Origin of the sequence: Microbacterium daqui, assembly GCF_050408675.1 — a bacterium.
Taxonomy (GTDB): domain Bacteria; phylum Actinomycetota; class Actinomycetes; order Actinomycetales; family Microbacteriaceae; genus Microbacterium.
In genome coordinates this window covers 1-18,358 of sequence record NZ_JBNTKF010000012.1, presented here as the reverse complement: position 1 = coordinate 18,358, position 18,358 = coordinate 1, and the positions used below count along the sequence as shown (strand labels likewise).

The 18,358-nt window shown below is 61.1% G+C and carries 13 protein-coding genes and 1 pseudogene; 2 read left to right on the top strand and 12 right to left on the bottom strand.

The genetic code is table 11. From position 1 onward, the window contains the following. Window positions 1-14: 14 nt before the first annotated feature. From ACQUSY_RS08670 to ACQUSY_RS08620, 11 genes and pseudogenes are all read right to left on the bottom strand, one after another. Window positions 15-3,725: an ATP-binding cassette domain-containing protein gene (locus ACQUSY_RS08670; RefSeq protein WP_428904087.1), complete on the bottom strand. Its 3,711-nt coding sequence runs from the start codon at window positions 3,723-3,725 to the stop codon at window positions 15-17. After that, window positions 3,722-3,985, bottom strand: a complete 264-nt coding sequence (locus ACQUSY_RS08665) for a hypothetical protein (RefSeq protein ID WP_428904086.1) — start codon at window positions 3,983-3,985, stop codon at window positions 3,722-3,724. Before ACQUSY_RS08665 ends, ACQUSY_RS08670 begins: the two co-directional genes overlap by 4 nt. Continuing rightward, window positions 3,986-6,919 carry a type I restriction endonuclease subunit R gene (locus ACQUSY_RS08660; protein WP_428904085.1) on the bottom strand — a complete coding sequence of 978 codons (2,934 nt, stop codon included), beginning with the start codon at window positions 6,917-6,919 and terminating at the stop codon, window positions 3,986-3,988. Between the two features lie 2 nt (window positions 6,920-6,921). Further along, window positions 6,922-8,127 carry a restriction endonuclease subunit S gene (locus ACQUSY_RS08655; RefSeq protein ID WP_428904084.1) on the bottom strand — a complete coding sequence of 402 codons (1,206 nt, stop codon included), beginning with the start codon at window positions 8,125-8,127 and terminating at the stop codon, window positions 6,922-6,924. A 113-nt stretch (window positions 8,128-8,240) separates the two neighbouring features. Continuing rightward, complete coding sequence (locus tag ACQUSY_RS08650) at window positions 8,241-10,211, bottom strand: type I restriction-modification system subunit M (RefSeq protein ID WP_428904083.1); 1,971 nt, start codon at window positions 10,209-10,211, stop codon at window positions 8,241-8,243. A gap of 676 nt (window positions 10,212-10,887) precedes the next feature. Beyond that, window positions 10,888-11,784 carry a bifunctional DNA-formamidopyrimidine glycosylase/DNA-(apurinic or apyrimidinic site) lyase gene (mutM, locus tag ACQUSY_RS08645; protein ID WP_428904082.1) on the bottom strand — a complete coding sequence of 299 codons (897 nt, stop codon included), beginning with the start codon at window positions 11,782-11,784 and terminating at the stop codon, window positions 10,888-10,890. A 6-nt stretch (window positions 11,785-11,790) separates the two neighbouring features. Beyond that, window positions 11,791-12,563 (bottom strand): annotated as a pseudogene (rnc, locus tag ACQUSY_RS08640) (ribonuclease III). A 26-nt stretch (window positions 12,564-12,589) separates the two neighbouring features. Then, entirely contained in the window at window positions 12,590-12,799 is a 210-nt protein-coding gene (gene rpmF, locus ACQUSY_RS08635; RefSeq protein WP_247622624.1) for a 50S ribosomal protein L32, read from the bottom strand. A gap of 2 nt (window positions 12,800-12,801) precedes the next feature. Further along, window positions 12,802-13,296: a YceD family protein gene (locus ACQUSY_RS08630; protein ID WP_428904136.1), complete on the bottom strand. Its 495-nt coding sequence runs from the start codon at window positions 13,294-13,296 to the stop codon at window positions 12,802-12,804. A 129-nt stretch (window positions 13,297-13,425) separates the two neighbouring features. After that, window positions 13,426-13,923: a pantetheine-phosphate adenylyltransferase gene (gene coaD / locus ACQUSY_RS08625; RefSeq protein WP_428904081.1), complete on the bottom strand. Its 498-nt coding sequence runs from the start codon at window positions 13,921-13,923 to the stop codon at window positions 13,426-13,428. An 18-nt stretch (window positions 13,924-13,941) separates the two neighbouring features. After that, window positions 13,942-16,080, bottom strand: a complete 2,139-nt coding sequence (locus tag ACQUSY_RS08620) for an ATP-dependent DNA helicase RecG (RefSeq protein ID WP_428904135.1) — start codon at window positions 16,078-16,080, stop codon at window positions 13,942-13,944. A gap of 126 nt (window positions 16,081-16,206) precedes the next feature. Here ACQUSY_RS08620 and rsmD point away from each other — a divergent pair, with 126 nt between their 5' ends. Continuing rightward, window positions 16,207-16,764: a 16S rRNA (guanine(966)-N(2))-methyltransferase RsmD gene (gene rsmD / locus ACQUSY_RS08615; protein ID WP_428904080.1), complete on the top strand. Its 558-nt coding sequence runs from the start codon at window positions 16,207-16,209 to the stop codon at window positions 16,762-16,764. On the opposite strand, the gene thiL is transcribed toward rsmD, so the two are convergent. Then, window positions 16,752-17,723: a thiamine-phosphate kinase gene (gene thiL, locus ACQUSY_RS08610; protein WP_428904079.1), complete on the bottom strand. Its 972-nt coding sequence runs from the start codon at window positions 17,721-17,723 to the stop codon at window positions 16,752-16,754. The genes rsmD and thiL overlap by 13 nt on opposite strands. Window positions 17,724-17,754: 31 nt before the next feature. Here thiL and ACQUSY_RS08605 point away from each other — a divergent pair, with 31 nt between their 5' ends. Then, window positions 17,755-18,237, top strand: a complete 483-nt coding sequence (locus tag ACQUSY_RS08605; RefSeq protein ID WP_428904078.1) for a DUF3515 family protein — start codon at window positions 17,755-17,757, stop codon at window positions 18,235-18,237. Window positions 18,238-18,358: the final 121 nt, after the last annotated feature.

Sequence of the window (18,358 nt, the reverse complement as noted above, 5' to 3'; positions counted from 1 at the left end):
CGCCGGCGGATGTCTCAGACAAGGACCTCGACCGTCCGTCCATGCCCGAGGAGTTTCCTCGTGATTTTGATACGGCCGTCAGCTTCGAGACGCCTGAACACAGTCTCAAGCGACGGGACGTTGTTGGGATAGTCGAACTTCGCGCCGGGCCCGTCGGCAAACGTGCTGTACGGTGCGCCGAGGGCGACGAGGATCTCGACGGCTTCATCTGTCGAGAGATCTTCCTTCGACAGCACCAGCTGGCGCATGACCGCACCGGCGGCTTTGGCAACGCGGGCAATCCTCCGCGCCTCCCCCAAAGGCAGCTTGAGCGATTCCGTGCGGGCGAACTCGCCGGCAGCTCGAAGGGCCCGTGCGTCGTCGTTGGGGACATATTGCGGCAGCTGGGTGACGACGATCCGCTTCAAGCGTTTCGTGATGTTCGGGCTCGCGAGGAAGTCGGCGACGAAGCCCTGCACGATCGTCGGCGACAAGAAGCTCCCAACCTTCTGAGATGCCCCGAAGGCCTCGGACATGGCGTTCCATCCACCCGGCGCGAAGTGGGAGAACGTGGGGAGATCGTCTTCGAACAGGCCCGCCTCTAGGCCACGAGCGAGAAGCTGATCTGTGCTGGGTGTCACGGAGTCCAGGTCGAAGCCGTCTACCGGGCTCACCTGCGCGGCAAGGGCAACTCGGTCCTTTGCGATCAAGCGCTCCGGGGCGTTCAATAGCCTAAACGCGAGCTCGGCGAGCGCGTCATCCTCGACCTCGTCGAGGTTCAGAATCTCAACGGGCTCAGCGCCGTGTGGCGACAAAAACTCCGCGAGTCCTTCATCGATGCCGTGTGCCTTCGCATAATCGATGACGTTCGCGGCCGAGGGCATGACGTGCCGCGACTGGACCAGCATCGGCCAGGTCGACTCGGGGACTTCGTTGAGATCCCCAATCGTGACGGAGGCAGAGGTGCCCTCAATCACTGCCCTGAGCTGCTCCGTCGTCCAGGACTCTTGCTGCTCGCCGATGATGTCGACGAGTACGGACTCCGATTCGACGAAGCTGTCAATTGACTCATCGCCTTGGATGGCCGTGAGGTATTCGTCGACATGCAAGCGGCAGTGCTCCCAGACGTGCTCGTTCCTTCTGACTTCGTCCAGTGTGGGCGCAGTATCGATCTCGAGCGCCTGCTTGAGATTGGCGACGTTGATCTCGTACATCTGCTTGGCTACGATGCGATCGCGAAGCGGCTTGCTTAGGAGGCTCAAGTCCGGGACTACGATGTCAGCGGCTTCGAGGATCTCGAGCAATCGCGCGGTCCTAATTGGAGTCTGGCCTGCTGCGATGGCCGTCATCTGCGGGTGGTGCGCGTTAAGGAGCTCCACCGTTGCTTCGCCGATCTCATACGACTCGACCGCCTGAGCATGCAGCAGCGCCGAGTCGAACAGTCGCAGCCGAGTCGAGTCGTTTGGGATCGCGTGATGCCCTGCCAGGTACTCGAAGACGGAGTGCCATGGGTGTTCAGCAAGCAGCCGGACGAACGCCTCGTGCTGTGCACCAGGCGTGTTGAAGTAGGACTCCAGGAAGCTCAGTATGTTCTTGTTTGCGTCGTTAGAGGCGATGTATGTGACGACCTCCTTCGCCAGATCAGGCTGATGCACCACCAGGTGATCGACCACATCGATGTTCAGCGCGCTCACGGTGCTCGTGAAGTCAGACGGTACCTGCTCGAGAAGGTTGCTCACGGCGTTCTCCGACGTGAACTTGTAATCGAGGTACATCTCGTTCGGTTGGACGCTGTGGTTGTAGAAGTAGGCGACGTCGACGCCCACGAAGCTGCCGTAGAAGATCGCCGAGTACTCGGCAAAATTGCGCGTGATGAAGCCTTTGCGGACAAGGTCGCGAGCCAGTTCAGATTCGAGATCGTCGTGGATCCACTGCGCGAACGGCTTCCGCCCCGCTGGCACTCTCCCGTACCCCGCGAGTTCCACGAAGTCTGCGCCCCGCAATGTCGCAATGTCTTCATCGCATTGCTTGCTCAGGAGCGCGAGTTTGTCAGCGTCAGGAGCGCGCCAGTACGCTGCGGTGTTGAGCTCGGGGAAGAGGCGATCGATCTGATCGCTTCCGATCGATGCTGATCCTGCGTGCGTGTGATTCACCGTTATCGCTCGGCTTGACGCGACCTGCACCCAGAAGTCAACACCTTGTATCGCGTCGAAGGCGAAAGTCGTTCCTCCCGCCACGAACGAGACCGGATAGCCGCTGTAAGGATTAGGGAACGCAGCCTTCATGTCCTGCAGCCGCTGCCCGAGAGCTGCAGCAACCGACGTTCTCTTCGCGCGGTGTGCCTCGAGTTGAGACGCCGTGCGGCGCTGCTTTTGGAGCCCATCGATCAAGGCACGGACCTCTTTGCGATGATGCTGTTCCAGGTCGTCCAGGGTGCTCGTTCTCTGAGCAATGTTCTCAAAATCGGTCATGTGGAAGTTTTTGTACACGACGAGCGCGAAAAGGTGATCTGCGGTCATGCCAGGAGCCGGGTTCTCGCTCCAGAGGAGGCGTTCGACGAACACCGCGAACTCGTTGCAGATGTTGATCATCAGGCGCATGTCGGTCGTGTGCCGCGCGACGAGGTCGAGCAAGGGCCGCGAGACGAAGTCCACCGGGAACCCGAGCTCTTGAAGGGCACCGGAGAGGTGGTCACGCGCATTCCGGTGAGAGAGGAATGGCACCATTGGGATGACCATCTCGAAGAACTTGGTGCGGTTGGCCCGGCGGACGGCTTCGGCCGCGAGATCAGGCCTGGGCACTGTCACCGCAGGCTTGCCGCCCGGTGCTTCGGACGACTGCTCGTCGTGAGCTTCGTCCTTCAGCGCGGCATCCGATCCGAGCTGCTCGAACAGGCTGTCCTTGATGGCGTAGATGAACCTGAGCGGCTGGCCCTTGCTCTTCCAGTGGGCGGAGGCGTTTACCAGCGTGTTCAACTCCCGCAGGGAGTCGAAGATCTGCGGGTCGTCGAAACGATCAAGATCCTCGAGGATCACGAACTGGGGCTCGACGGCGTCGAAGAACGCGACGATCTCGTCGAGGAAGCTGTCGAAGTAGGTCGTGGGTCCATCGCTGAGCGCGATCTTCGTGCCAGCGGTGCTCACTTCGGAGACGAACTTGTCCCCGATGAGCCAGCGAACCGCCCAGACGACGAGCACAACCAGGGCGAAGAACAACAGCCCCATTCCGGTCTTCACGAAGACGTTCGCCTGCGCACCGGGCCAGTCCGCGGACGGCCGGACGCCGAGTAGCCACAGGAGACCAAGCGCGACCGCTGAGACTATGAGCGCCTGCCACAGCGCCATCAACTTCGTGATCGGCATCGGACGCGCGAATCGTGAACGTCGGATCTGGCCGGGCTTGAGCCGGTAGACGAACTGCTTGACCAGTTCCTTCTGGATTCGGTTGGTGAGGTCCTCATCGTCCTCGTCCGGGCCAAGCGTGTTGATGCTGATGCGGACGGTCTCCGCCTCATGCTTCTTCTCGAACGCGTCGAGTACGCTGGATTTTCCAGCCCCGTAGCGTCCAGTCAGCGCGATGTTTCGGTTCTTCTTGTCCTCGATGGCCTGCTCGAGGTGTCGTACGTAGAGACTGTGGTGGTCCCCGTTGTACTCGGGCGCGAGGGTGCGGAGCTTGATCTTCTTCTCCGGGACCTCCTCACGTGAGGTTGCGTCCTTTGCGGCAGCTTCGAGGCGGACATCCTTCACGAGTTGTTCCCCACCGCGCCAGCATCGTCATCAGTCATTCGCATGCGGTGCGACCGGTAGATGTACTCGCCGATCAGGCGAACGCACTCTTCAGCCCTGTCGTTCTCCCCTGTCAGCGCCTCGGTGAACTTTCCTAAGGCACCTTTGTTCAATGAAGCAGCATCGATGAGATTTCCCAACGTCCCGCTCATCTTCATCTCGTTCTTAGGCTCACCGACCCGCTCCATATGCGTCGTCGACGGCCGCTTAGCTCCAGGCATTCAAGCACTCTTCCGATAGGTCGCGTTGAACACCGCGCCAGCGAGCCACTGCTTGAAGCTGCTGTTGTCCTGGAACTCCTTGAAAAGCTGAGTGTCATCAGAGATCAGGCGAAGCATGACCTGGCTGAGGGCACGGTCACTCTCGACACGGGCGTTCACCGGGTCATCGTTGGCCTGCGCATTCTTGTAGGCCTCGTCCTCGGACACGAGCCGCGGAATTTCCTCGGTAATGAAACGCTGGACACGATCAGCATCGTTCCACTCGATATTGCCGAAGTGATCGTTGAAGCTCCGGACGATCGCCGAGAGCCTCTCAAGCTCCGGATCTGAGAGGTGTCCCCCGCCGGCGGCCGGGATCGGTGCAAGAGTGCCGTCTTCGTCGTCAAGCACGATCTTCATCGCGTTGAGCTTCTCGGCTCGATACGACTCCAAATCGATGTTCTCGAGGATTCCGGCGGCGAGATCCTCTTCCTTGGGGGCCGGCAGCTTGGGCACGAGATGGTCAAGAAAAATCGATCGTTTCTCCCACTCAGTGCTGCCGTAAGGCAGGACGGTGGAGAGGAAGTTGTACGTGCGAAGGAAAGCTTTCGCATCGCCCTTGAACTTCACCTGATCGTCTTCGTCGGGGAGTTCGATGTACTCAGCGACGCTGGTATCCAGCAGCGGGTCAAGCTGGTCGCGCCTCTCCCCCGCCAGGTAGCGGCTGACGAAATCTTCTACCTGCTCAGGCGTGTAGATGCCGAACGCGTCGAGGTCGTTGACCAGGTCATGCAGCTTGTTGGCATCTGTCTCTTCCGCCAGCACGGTCGTGCGGTAGTACGGTTCAAACGCGCGCTGGATCTCCTCAGCATCATTCGCGAAGTCGAGGACGAAGGTGTCATGCTTCGCCGGATGTGCCCGGTTGAGCCGCGACAACGTCTGCACCGCCAACACACCTGACAACGTCTTGTCGACGTACATCGTGTGCAGCAGCGGCTCGTCGTAACCGGTCTGGAACTTGTTCGCGACGACGAGAATCCGATTCGGTTCGGTCTTCACCTGCTCGGCGATCGCGTTGGAGGGGAAGCCATTCAAGCTTGCCTCGGTGACCTTCAGCCCTTTGTACTCGTGCTCACCGGAGAAGGCGACGACCACCTTGTACGGGCTCTTGCGGGACGCGAGCGCGTCACGAATCGCATGGAAGTACTCGATGCACCGGGCGATCGACGAAGTTACGACCATTGCCCGCGCTTGGCCACCGATCTTCCGCTTCGCGACCACCTGAGCAAGGAAGTGGTCGATCATGATGTCGGTCTTCTGCGCAATGGCGTGCTCGTTGCCCTCGACATAGGCACGAAGCTTCTTCGAAGCGCGCTTCGCATCGAACTCGGGATCGTCCTCCACAGTCTTCATCAGCTTGTAGTAGCTGCCGACCGGGGTGTAGTTGGAGAGGACATCGACGATGAAGCCCTCCTGGATCGCCTGCTTCATCGTGTACGAGTGGAACGGCCGGAAGCTCGTACCTCCTTCAGGATTGGGCACTGGTTCGCCGAACATCTCGAGTGTCTTGTTCTTCGGCGTCGCTGTGAAAGCGAAGTAGCTCGCGTTCGTCAACAGCTTCTTGCCCTCGATGATGCGGTTGATCCGGTCTTCGACGCTGTCTTCCTCATCGGCTTCGACACCTGCAAGCGCGCGAGAGACGGCCGCGGACGTCTTCGATCCCTGGGATGAGTGCGCCTCGTCGATGATGATCGCGAACGTACGATCTCGGTGATCCGCGCCGATGTCATCCAAGATGTAAGGAAACTTCTGCACCGTCGTCACGATGATCTTCTTGCCGGCCGTGATCGCCCGGCGAAGATCTCCGGAACGGTCCGCATGGACCACGGTCGATCCCACCTGCAGGAATGACTTAATGGTCTGGGTGAGTTGGTTGTCGAGAATGATGCGGTCGGTGACAACGATGATCGAGTCGAACGCGATCTTGCCGTTATGTGTGGCCTCGGTGAGCTGGTGAGTCAGCCACGCAATCGAGTTCGACTTCCCGCTACCGGCGGAGTGTTGAATGAGATAGCGACGACCAGCACCGTTCGCCCCAACATCGGACAAGAGTTGGCGCACGACATCGAGCTGGTGATACCGAGGGAAGATCGCCTTAGAGACCTTCTTGCCACTCTTCTGGCTCTTTTCAACCACGATCTGCGCATAGTTCTCAATGATCCCGGCGAGGCTCTGCGGCGCGAGCACTCGCCGCCACAGGTAGTCCGTCATGACCCCATCGGGATTCGGCGGGTTACCCGCACCATCGTTGAATCCTTGGTCGAACGGCAGGAACCACGATGAAGCGCCCTTGAGCTCGGTGCAGAATCGTGCGCGCTGATCGTCCAGGGCGAAGTGAGCGATCGTCCGTCCGAACGCGAACAGCGGCTCACGAGGATCGCGGTCGCGCTGGTACTGCTGCACCGCGTCTTCCACGGTCTGGTTCGTGATGTTGTTCTTCAGCTCGAAGGTGAAGATCGGCAGGCCATTGACGAACGCCACGAGGTCAACGGCGTCGCCTGGATTACTGACGCTGTGGTGCACCTGCCTTGTGATGACGAATCGGTTAGCGGCAAAGTATTCCACCGCCTTCGGATTCCCAGCCGCGGGCGTCGGGTAGTACAGGTCAACGTGCAGACCGAGATGATCGATGCCGTTACGCAGCATATGGACAACACCGCGCCGAGTGACCTCACCCTGCAGCCGCGCAAGGAACTTGTGGCGCGTGGGAGTGTCCGATGCGAGCCCAAGCGGCGCGACGAGATCAGGCTGGGTCGACTCGATAAACGCAGCAAAGTTCGCCAGATCGATCGCGTAGGAAGCGACGTAGTCGCCGGGTGCACCCACGGTCCAACCGCCCTCGCTCATCTGAGTAACGATGAGCGTTTCCAAGCTCTCCTCGTTGAGTCGCTGCATGCTCACTCCTCGCCTTCGCCCAGTACTTCCTCAAGATCATCATCGGTTGCGGAGACCGTATTGTCGAACGACTCGGGTGCGTCCGGCAACGCCGCCGCGATGGCACGGACATCAACTTGACCCGTGACAACGTCGGCAACCAAGCGCGTCCGGAATTCCTGGAGCAAGGTAATCTCTTCAGCAATCTTTGAAGTGAGACGCCGTGTCTCTTCGTCGCGCATCACGATCTGGCGAACAATTCGCACTTGGCTTGGCATGTCTGGAATACCGACGCGCATGGAAAGGAAGTCCTCTGTGTATAGTCGCCAGAACCCTTCGACAATACCCTTAGTGCGCCGTCGAAGTTCTGGACGAAGGCCAGGAGACTGAAGTTTCCTACATAGAAACTCGGGAAGAACATCTCCATGAGTGCGCAACACTGTGTAGTCAGGACTCACCACACCCGACATCGGGGCCACCGAAAACACTCCGAGATGTGCCTTCAACCTATTGAGTACGATGTCGCCTGCCTGACAGATTCGCCCGCCTGCCATTGACTCTGCGGTGAGTGTGCGCGAAATACGATCGGCGGGTACCAGCCCAAACTTTTGACTCATAGACAGATGTTGCTCATCTCCACGAGTCGATCGATCGTCCGCCTCATAAAGGAGAGACTTGAGCCGCACGCTGTTGACGTTGTCGCTGCTCAGATCATTCAGGTCACGGTCATCGTGAGCGCGTTGTTGCTCTTGCAGTAGTGAAGCTAAGCGGCGCTTGGCGGCGATGGCCTTGTCGATGCGGGCGTTCGCGTGGGCGAGGTACTTCACGATCGCCGCCTGTTCCTCGGCCGGTGGCACAAGGCAAGGCATCCGTTTCAGATCCGACCAGCCCAACTGCTGGCGCAGGCCGCGGCCCATTCCATAGATGCGCTTCGACGAGTCGACAACGCTCAGATACTGATAAGCATACAGATCATCCCAGTCCCCAGAAGAGTGAAGACCAATGTACGCCGAGGTGATAATTCCACGGTTCTTGACATGCCCAATACGGATGCTCGTCTGGTCGTTTTGTAGGTCCGTTGGACGCACAACTATGTCGCCTGGGTCAAGGATCTGGTAGCCCTCGTAGGACTCAGGAACCAGACCCCGCTGCTTCTCGACGGGCTTCACAACTACCCGTCCGTAGCTCAAGGAGAGCACCTGGGACTCAATCAGTCCGTCGTTTTTCAACCGGTTCTCTTGCAGAACCGCCAGTCCCGGTTGTACTCGCCAGTGACTCGGAGTTAGAGATGACCAAAAGGCATTTGGCTTTGATTCTGCGTACTGCGGGAGATCTCGAAACATCAGTGCTCACCCGCGATTTCCGCGATCAAGTCATCTGTCTCAGCTTCGAGGGCGCGGATGTCAGCCTGGATCTCGGCGAGGGTACGCATGGGCGCGGGCTTGTAGAAGTGGCGTGTGAACGAAATCTCATAGCCGATCTTCGTCTTCGACTCGTCGATCCAGGCATCCGGAGCATAAGGAGTGACTTCACGTCGGAAGAATGCTTCAACTCCGTCGCTGTAGTCGCCGGCGGGCTCGGTCAGCGGGACCTGCTCCGAATCGCGGAGCTCGGTGTCTGGCTCGTACTCAACCACACGGGCGCGTCCGGCGATTGTCGCCTCGTACCGCCCGTGCAGCGGGTCGGGCGCGGCGGCGTACGGGAGTGCCTTCCTGATCACCGGCGGCGCTGCTTCATCGCGCACGCCGTCCTCCTTGAGCTGCTTGATTTCCTTCGCCGTGTACACGCGGTTCGGATCCACGCCGACAATACGCAGCGGTCGCTCGACGGTGATCTTTTTGTAGCCGAAGTCGACTCCCTCGAACACCTTGGAGCGATCGATGTCGTCGTACTGGTCGAATGCGGTGAAGGCCTCCAGCACCTTGTCGGCGTCGGTCGCGCTGACTTCCACGCCCTTCTCGCCGAGGTTCTTGCGCAGAGGCGTCGACCACCCTGTGGCATCGATCAGCTGCACTTTGCCTTTGCGGCGCTCCTCCTTGCGGTTGGAGAGGACCCAGACGTAGGTCGCGATTCCGGTGTTGTAGAACATCTTTAGCGGCAGCGCGACGATCGCCTCGAGCCAGTCGTTCTCGATGATCCACCGGCGGATGTTGCTCTCGCCCTGTCCCGCGTCGCCCGTAAAGAGCGACGACCCGTTGTGCACCGATGCGATACGGGAGCCCAGTTCAGTCTCTTGCTTCATCTTCGAGATCAGGTTGGCGAGGAACATCAGCTGCCCGTCGCTGCTGCGCGTGACAAGCGAGTACTCGCTGTCGCCATCGTGAGTCACGATGAACCGCGTGTCGATGATCTTCTTCGCGCCACCGAGTCGGTCTTGGTCGGTCTTCCAGCTCTTACCGTACGGCGGGTTCGAGAGCATGAAGTCGAACTCTTGGCCCGCGAACGCATCGTTTGACAGCGTTGAGAACTCCGGGCCGCCGACGATGTTGTCTGCAGCTTTGCCGTCCCCCTTTAGGATGAGGTCAGCCTTGGCGATCGCGTAAGTCTCGGCGTTGATTTCCTGGCCGTACAGATGTGTGGAGACCCTCTTTCCTGAAGGCTCAGTTAGGTGACGCAGCGTCTCCTCAGCAACAGTCAGCATTCCACCAGTGCCCATGGCACCGTCGTAGAGGCGGTACGTGCCCGAGGGGATCGCGTCAGCGATCGGTTCGAACATCAGCCTCGTCATCAGTCGGACAGCGTCGCGCGGTGTCCAGTGCTCACCAGCCTCTTCGTTGTTCTCCTCGTTGAAGCGGCGCACAAGCTCTTCGAAGACCGTGCCCATCCCGTGGTTGTCGAGCCCGGCCGGGGAGAGATCGAGATCCGGCGCGAGGAACTTATCGATCAACGCACCAAGAGCGTCGGCCTTCGTCAGCCGGGCCAGTTGGTTGCGGAACTCGAAGTTGTCGATGATCTCCTGCACGTTGGGCGAGAACCCGTCCAAGTAGGCCTCGAAGTTCTGGCGCAGACGCGTCGAATTCGACACGTGGCGCAAGTCCTTCAGCGAGAAGCCAGACGTGTTGTAGAAGTCCTGCTTGGCCGCATCCCGCAGCGGTGCATCCTGGTCGGCGACGCCCGCCTCATCCAGCATCTTCTTCATCGCCATCACGGCTTCCTGCGTCGGGCCAAGGACGCTGTCCAGGCGACGCAGGACAGTGAAGGGAAGGATCACGTCGCGGTACTTGCCTCGGACATACAGGTCACGGAGCACATCGTCAGCGATGTTCCAGATGAGCGCCACGATTCGAGAGTGGTTGATGGAGCTGTGTGGCACGGGGATCCTTCACTTGTGACTAGACATCCTGCCCAGCGGGGGCGGAGCGATGCGACGAGTACAGGCGATGCCGCCCAACCCTCACAGAAGGTAGACGGCACCACTGACATTCTCTCAGCTCGTGCGTAGTCTTATCTGCTTAACACTCCGATCGATGCGACCGACAACATAGCCTGGGTCCCGCGATCCCTCATATGTGCTTGAATTGGGCGCATTGGGTGGTCCCAAGATGCCCCTCTGATCTGGTTAGTTGCTTGTTTCGCCTCGTGCCAAGGAGCGTTGCTTGATTACTGCGCAGAGTGAACGCTTGGGTCAGCTCAGCGCTAAGGCATCAGGCGGCGTACTGGTTCGGCCGATCGAACTAGACGGTGGCGATTGCGAGATACCAAGGCCCATGCAGCATGCACGCAATCCACCGCAGGGAACGGCCTATCGGGACAAGCCACCGATCCTCGGCTTAAGAAGATGTCCGCTTGTCGACTTCCCGTAATCGATCGTCACTGGCTCGCGAACGGAAGCGCACCACCTCAACACGCCCGGGACAGAAAATCCTGACCGCGAGCATGGAAGCAATCTTTATGCGTATTGAGCGACCATGGCGAGCATTGAGTGATACCTCGAAGAAATTAAGTGTGACCAGGGAAAAAGATCGCGGTCAGGTCGCGTAAGCTTGTGACTACGAAGAGCGCTCGCGCTGACACTGAGGACAGAAAAACGAGGATCGGTTCATAAATTTCACCCGGCGGATGGGTGATCCACATCGTGCACATGCCTGGTCGGTTCGACCATAGGCATTTAAGGAGTGCGCAAAATAACCCGCTTGACCATTGACGTTCACATACTGCGCGTCAAAACTGGTTCCGCCCTCAGCAAGTGCCTTGTTCAAAACCGCACGCACGGCGGCGAGCATCTCCGTCACCTTGCGAGCAGAAATGAGGTTCGCCGGCTGCTCGGGGTGGAGGCGCGTCGCCCACAGCGACTCATCGGCGTAAATGTTGCCGATGCCGCTCACGACCGTCTGGTCGAGCAGCACCCGCTTGATCGCCGACGCCTTCTTGCCCAGCGCCGCACGAAACGCACGCTCGTCAAAAGCATCATCGAGCGGGTCACGCGCAATATGCGCAACCTGCGACGGAATCATTGCGAGGGCCGTTCCCCAACCGGCGGCAGCACCGTCAAGAGTCGGAACCATGTGGTCGATGGCGAGCGAACCGAACGTACGCTGATCAGCAAACACGACCGCCAGCTCGCCGTGCTCGGGGTGCTCGATCATGATGCGCACGCGCTCATGCCGCTCGGTCGGCGCGCCCGGCTCACGCAACAGCATCTGCCCACTCATACCCAGATGCCCAACGACAGCCTGAGTCTCAGAAATGGGAAGCCACAAGAACTTTCCGCGGCGTGCAGCCTCGCGAATAACGGAACCAGTGAGCTGCGATTCGAAGTCGGCGGCGGTACCGGCATGGCGAGTCAGCGCGCGCACGTCGTGCACCTCAACCGAGGTGACGCGAGCGCCAATCACCGCTGGTGCGAGACCAGCGCGAACGACGTCGACTTCGGGAAGCTCAGGCACAGCGAACTAGGCGCGGTCGTTCAGAACGTGCCAAGCCGTGAGAGCCGCAGCCATCTCCGCGGTCTTCTTGCTGGTTCCTTCACCCGTCGACACCACGTCACCAACCGTGACTGTGGCGACAAAACGACGGTCGTGATCGGGGCCGGAACCCTCGATCGTGTAGACCGGAACAGAATGTGCGACGCGCGCAGCCATCTCCTGAAGAGCAGTCTTCGGGTCGATGGCAGCACCGTAGCGATCCGGGTCTGCGAGCAGAGGCTCGATAAAGCGGTGCACCAGCGCGGTGGCCGCTTCTTGGCCGGCCGACAGGTAGGTGGCGCCAATGACGGCCTCGGTGGTGTCGGCAAGGATCGAATCCTTGTCACGGCCACCGGTCTGTTCTTCACCACGGCCGAGGCGGATGTACTCCCCCAGGCCAATGGAGCGTGCGACCTCAGCAAGCGCGACGGTTGAAACAACAGATGCGCGACGCTTCGCGAGCGCTCCTTCGTCAAGGTCAGGGTGACGCGTGTACAGCAACACGGTGGTCGCCTGGCCCAGCACGGAGTCGCCGAGAAACTCGAGGCGCNACGCTTCGCGAGCGCTCCTTCGTCAAGGTCAGGGTGACGCGTGTACAGCAACACGGTGGTCGCCTGGCCCAGCACGGAGTCGCCGAGAAACTCGAGGCGCTCGTTGTGCGGGATTCCGCCGTTCTCGTATGCGAACGAACGGTGTGTCAGTGCAAGCGACAGAAGCTCGGCGTCGATGTCGACGCCGAGCTTCTGTGCGATCGTGATCAAATCACTCACAAGTCATCCGAGACGAATTAAACGTCAGCGACCTTGCGACCCTTGTACTCGAGGAACAGCTCAGTGCCCTGCGAGTCGGTAACAACCTTGGCCTGGTGCGGACGGCTGTAAACAACCTTGCCGTTCTCAATCGTCTTCACGAGCGCAACGGGAGCTGCCTTCCACTGCGCACGACGTGAACGAGTATTGGAGCGGGAGACCTTCCGCTTTGGGGGGTTACCTGCCATGACTAGCTCTCTTCCGTGTTTTGCTCAGCAGAGTGTGCTCCGCTGGCCTGATCTGTGAATCCTTGAAGTGCGGCCCACCGGGGATCGGTAGGCGCATCGGCACGCTCAATCGGCGCTTCTGTCAGTCGCTCACCCGTGGCCGGATCAAGGCCGGGGCAATCCGGCTGACACACCGGCTGAAACGGAAGCGATAGGACAATCGCATCCCTGACCGGAATTTCAAGATCCACGTGGTCGTCTTGAACCTCAAAGTCAGTTGCTTCGTCACCAGAATACGCGAAAAGTTCCTGGATCTCGACTTCGACACTCTCGGAGAGCTCCGTGAGGCATCGACCACACACGCCATCGAAGATCGTGTGGATCTCAGCCGTCGCCAAAATACCCTCGTGAACCGACTCGAGACGCACGTCAATTTCGACGTCAGTGCCCGCTTCAACGGTGACGATACCCTCGCCCCACTTCTCGGTGAGAGGGATGGTCAACTCGTGTTCGCGCATCTCACCGGGGTGGTGAATGATGTCTCGAACATTGATCGAGAACGGGCCTTGCTTCTTGGTCTTCACAATCGTCAATCGTATCGCGCCGCACTGTGCTGAGGCTGTGTGTGGTGGCTTTGCGGCCGTGACTCAGATGTCGCGTGCGCCGGTGTCCAAGAAACGCGCCACAGCGGGCGGCACGAACGGCGAAACGTCGCCGCCAAGGCCGGCAACCTGGCGTACCAGCGAGCTGGACACCAGGGCGTGTGACGGGTCGGGTAGCAGGAAGACAGTCTCGATCTGCGCCAGGTGACGGTTGACAATGGCCATCGGGGTTTCGTAGGCAACATCGAGCTGCGAGCGAATGCCCTTGATCAGCACACCCGCCCCCACATCGGTGGCGTAGTCAACGAGAAGGCCCATGCTCCAGGAACCAACAATGACATTGCCGCCCATGCCGTCTTCTTTGATCGACTGTTCGAGCAGGCTGAGGCGCTGTGCAATAGGCAACATCGCTTCTTTGTCAGGGTTGTGCACCACGAGCACGTGCAATTCGTCGTACAGGGCTGCTGCGCGGCGGATAACGTCTAGGTGACCGAGCGTCGGCGGGTCAAACGACCCCGGAACGACGGCGATACGTGAGCTCATGCCCTTAGCCTAGCGACACTACGTCTTAGCGAGCGCCGCGCGTTCCGTCTGAGTCATATGCCGTGAGAGCGCTTCAGCGAGCCCGGGGTGCTTCGTGAGCATCGGGTCTTCGGCAAGAATCTTCTCGGCAACGTCGCGGGCAAGCTCGATCACGTCTTGGTCTTTCATGACGCGCAACAGTCGCAGCGACGACCGCACACCCGATTGCGCATCACCGAGCACATCGCCCTCGCCACGAAGCTCCAGGTCGACCTCAGCGAGCTCAAAGCCATCGAGCGTTGCCGCCACCGCTTCGACGCGAGCACGAGCCGGCGTGCCCACATTGGCTTCAGTGACAAGAAGACAAAGCCCCGGCACGCTGCCACGACCCACACGACCACGAAGCTGGTGCAGTTGCGAAACGCCAAATCGGTCAGCGTCGAGAATGATCATCGTCGACGCGTTTGGCACGTCAACACCGACCTCAATAACCGTCGTGGCGACCAGCACATCAATCTCACCGGCGGCAAACGACCGCATGATCGCGTCTTTTTCTTCTGACGGCATCTTGCCGTGCAAAATTTCAACGCGAATGCCGGCAAACGTCGGCAGTGTTGCGAGAGTCTCCGCAACCTGTACGACGCCCCAACGTGGCCGCTGCGCTTCGCCCTCGACGGGTGGCGCTTCTTCTTCGGTCTCGGCGGTGGCTTGATCGGTATCAATTGCCGAGCACACGACGAAAACCTGGTGCCCCTTCGCAACCTCTTCGGTTGCCCGCTCCCAGACCCGGGCAAACCAGCCGGGCTTCTCAGCGACGGGTGCGACAAACGTCGAAATGCCGGCCCGCCCGGCAGGCATCGTGCGCAGGGTGGCAACTTCCAGGTCACCGAAGACCGTGATCGCAACGGTGCGCGGAATCGGCGTTGCCGTGAGCACCAGCGCGTGCGGCGCCGTGCCCTTTGCCCGCAGCGTCTCGCGCTGCTCAACGCCAAAGCGGTGCTGTTCGTCCACCACGACGAGGCCCAGATCAGCGAATGTGGTCTTGTCGCTCAGCAGAGCGTGGGTACCGACCACGATCAGTGCTTGCCCCGAAGCCACCCGCAGTGCCGCCTTGCGGCGCTCCGCTGCCGTCATTTGCCCGGTGAGAAGCGTCGGCATGAGCAGCGGCGCGAGCTCGGGCCCGAGTGACTTCGCAATCGAGCGTAGGTGTTGCGCGGCAAGAACCTCGGTCGGCGCAATCAGCGCGGATTGCCCGCCCGATTGTGCGACCTGCAGCATCGCACGCAATGCCACGAGGGTCTTACCCGAACCCACTTCACCCTGTACCAACAGGTTCATCGGCCACGGCGCAACGAGGCTGTGGCCGATCTGCTCGCCAACGGCCTCCTGGTCGTGGGTCAGTTCAAACGGCAGTGCCGCGTCAAAGCGCTGCAGTAGGTCACCCTCGGGCCGCGGCGTAGCTTCCAGTGCTCGCACCGCCACCCGCTGCTGTGCGAGAGCGGTCTGCAACACGAGCGCCTCTTGCAAGCGCAGCGTGTCTCGCGCCCGCTCCGCTTGTTCCAACGACTCGGGGCGGTGAATGCCAACCAGCGCTTGGTACGCAGGCAACAACCCTCGCGACGTGCGCAGTGGTTCCGGAATCGGATCGGCAATGTTCTCGTCAATGCCATCGAGCACGAGCTCGATGGAGCGCCGAATCTGCCAGCTCGCCATCGCCGACGTAGCCGGGTAGATCGGAATCGGCGTATTCGCCCACCGCTCCGGCTCGATCTCAACGGCCGAGTCAAACAGCTCGTAGTCGGGGTGCGAGAACTGCAGCCCACCCTTGTACATGCCGACCTTGCCGGCGAAGATGCCGCGGCGACCGACCGTCAGGTCTTTTGCGCGCCACTGCTGGTTGAAAAATGTGAGGCTCATCTCGCCGTTGCCGTCACCAATGATGACCTCGAGAATCATGCCCTTGCGCGCCTGCATGCGGCGCTCGGTAACGCGCTTCACCTCGGCGATGATCGTGACCTGCTCGCCGACAGGCAACGACCGAATCGGCGTGAGCTCACCGTGACGGGCGTAGCGGCGCGGGTAGTGTGCGAGGAGGTCGCCGACCGTGCGCATGCCAAAAGCACGCTGCAGCACGGTCGCGGTTTTACCGCCGACGGCGCCATCCAGTCGAGAATCCATCACGAAGCGCACGCGTTCAGCCTACTGACTACCTCCCCCATTGCCCGAGAACGAGCGGAACCTGTGGGCAGGTTGCGCAGGCGGAACAACGGGAACGCGGGGGTGAGACGCCGATAGGCTGGAGGAATGACCAGGATCATTGCCGGCTCTGCCCGCGGACTCCCCCTCGACGTCCCGGGTTCTGGCACGCGGCCCACGTCAGACCGCGTTCGCGAATCGCTCCTGGGTGCGCTGGACTCTGCCGATGCCATCGACGGCGCCCGCGTCCTCGACCTGTTTGCCGGTTCTGGTGCCCTCGGGCTGGAATGCGCGAGCCGCGGCGCCGCCAGCGTCGACCTCGTTGAGAAGGCTGGCCAGGCGGCCAAGGTTGCCTCGCACAACGCTGCAAAGGTTGCGCAGTCGGGTGCCGCGCTCGCTCGCGTGCACGCCGTAGCAGCGGCGACATTCTTGAAGACCGCACACACGCCATGGGACTTGGTCTTTCTCGACCCGCCGTACGACATCAATGATGCCGACCTCAACGCCGTTCTCGTCTTGCTCGCCGAACGTCTCAGCGAAGACGCGATCGTGATCGTGGAACGCGCGAAGCGCTCCCCCGGGCCCGACTGGGCAGCGGCTGGCCTCGAGGCGCTGCGCGACAAAACCTACGGTGACACCACGTTGTGGTGGGGTCAGCCGGCCTGAGCGTCCCAGTCGCGGTACGGATCCCAACCGCCCGGCAAGTCATGACGCGCGCCGTCGACGAGCACCGCTTCGTCACCGGCCGCCACGACGCGACCGATCGCACGGAACCCATCAGGCAGCGCACCGGTGAACGTTGCGAGTAGCGGGTGGTCTTCGCCACCCTCGAGGGCTGATGCCGCATTCTCAAAAGCGCTCGAGTCAATCTCGAGCGTGACACCAGAAGCCCGTGCCATACGACGCGCGTCCAAAACGAGACCGTCCGAGACATCCATCATGGCGGTCGCCCCTGCAACGGCGGCCACAATTCCCAACGCAATCGGTGGTTCCGGGCGCAACTGCGCCATCACCTCTAGCTGCTCGACAGCGGTCAACGCGGTCAGGTCGAGAGGCGTTGGCGCGCCCTGAGTATCTGTAAAGCGGCGGAACAGCGTGGAGAGTCCGCGCGCCGCATTGCCCTGCGTGCCAGCGAGCGCCAGCGTGTCGCCCGGTCGCGCGCCTGAGCGCAGCACGGCCGCGCGCCCTTCCAGGTCACCCAGCGCCGTCACCGCGATCGTCAGGGTCGCCGACACAGTCAGGTCACCACCGACCACCGCACAGCCCGGAGCGAGCGCAGCGCACGCGGCAGCGAGACCCTCCGCCATCTCTTCGACGAGTGAAACGGGTAGCGAGGCCGGAATCGCCAACGCCACGAGAAGGGCAGTCGGACGCGCGCCCATGGCCGCAACATCGGCAAGGTTAACCGCCGCGGCTTTATAGCCAAGGTCAAAGCCACTCGACCACGCGAGACGGAAGTCGGGGCCGTGCACGAGAGTGTCGGTCGTCGCGACGAGGTCTCCGCGAAGGGCGAGCACAGCCGCGTCGTCTCCGGGGCCCACAGTGGCTGTGTCGGCGCTGGGCGTGCGCGCCAGAATCCGCCGCAGGATGTCGGACTCGGTGAGGTCGCCAATGAGTTCGGTCACCCCTCCACGGTATCGGGCTTAGGCTGGAGGGGTGAGTTTTTCCCGCCGCCGCTCAGCGGCTCTTGCAGTCCTCGGTCTTTCCGCCACCCTGCTCGTCGGTTGCTCACCCACGGTCGCGTTGGAGCCAGCTCCGGATGCAAACAACCCGCTGTGCGCCAACGTCATGGTGAACCTGCCGGATTCGATCGCCGCGAACGACCCCGCGACGAAGCTCGAGCGCGTGTGGACCGACGCACAATCAACCGCCGCGTGGGGCAACCCCGTGTCGATCTACTTCTCCTGCGGAGTCGATGTTCCGGCAGCCAGCGAGCTGCCGTGCCAGACCCACCAGGGCTTTGACTGGCTCATCGACGACACCGATGCGCCGTTCTATCGCATGACCGTATTCGGTCGAGAACCGGCCATTCAGGTGTACTTCAACAGTGAGGTTGTGAGCTCCGTCGAGGTGCTTTCGCGCATCGGCAAGGCCGCGCAAGACCTCCCGCTCACGGGGCAGTGCTCACCACGCGTCTAGCTGTACTGACCCGGATCGTTGTTGACGTAGGAGAGACCTCCGTAGTCGAGTTGGAGCTGTCTAGGTTCCCTCGAGTCCACGGAGGTCTCTCGTGTCTCACGCTAATGCCCGGCTGGCTCCG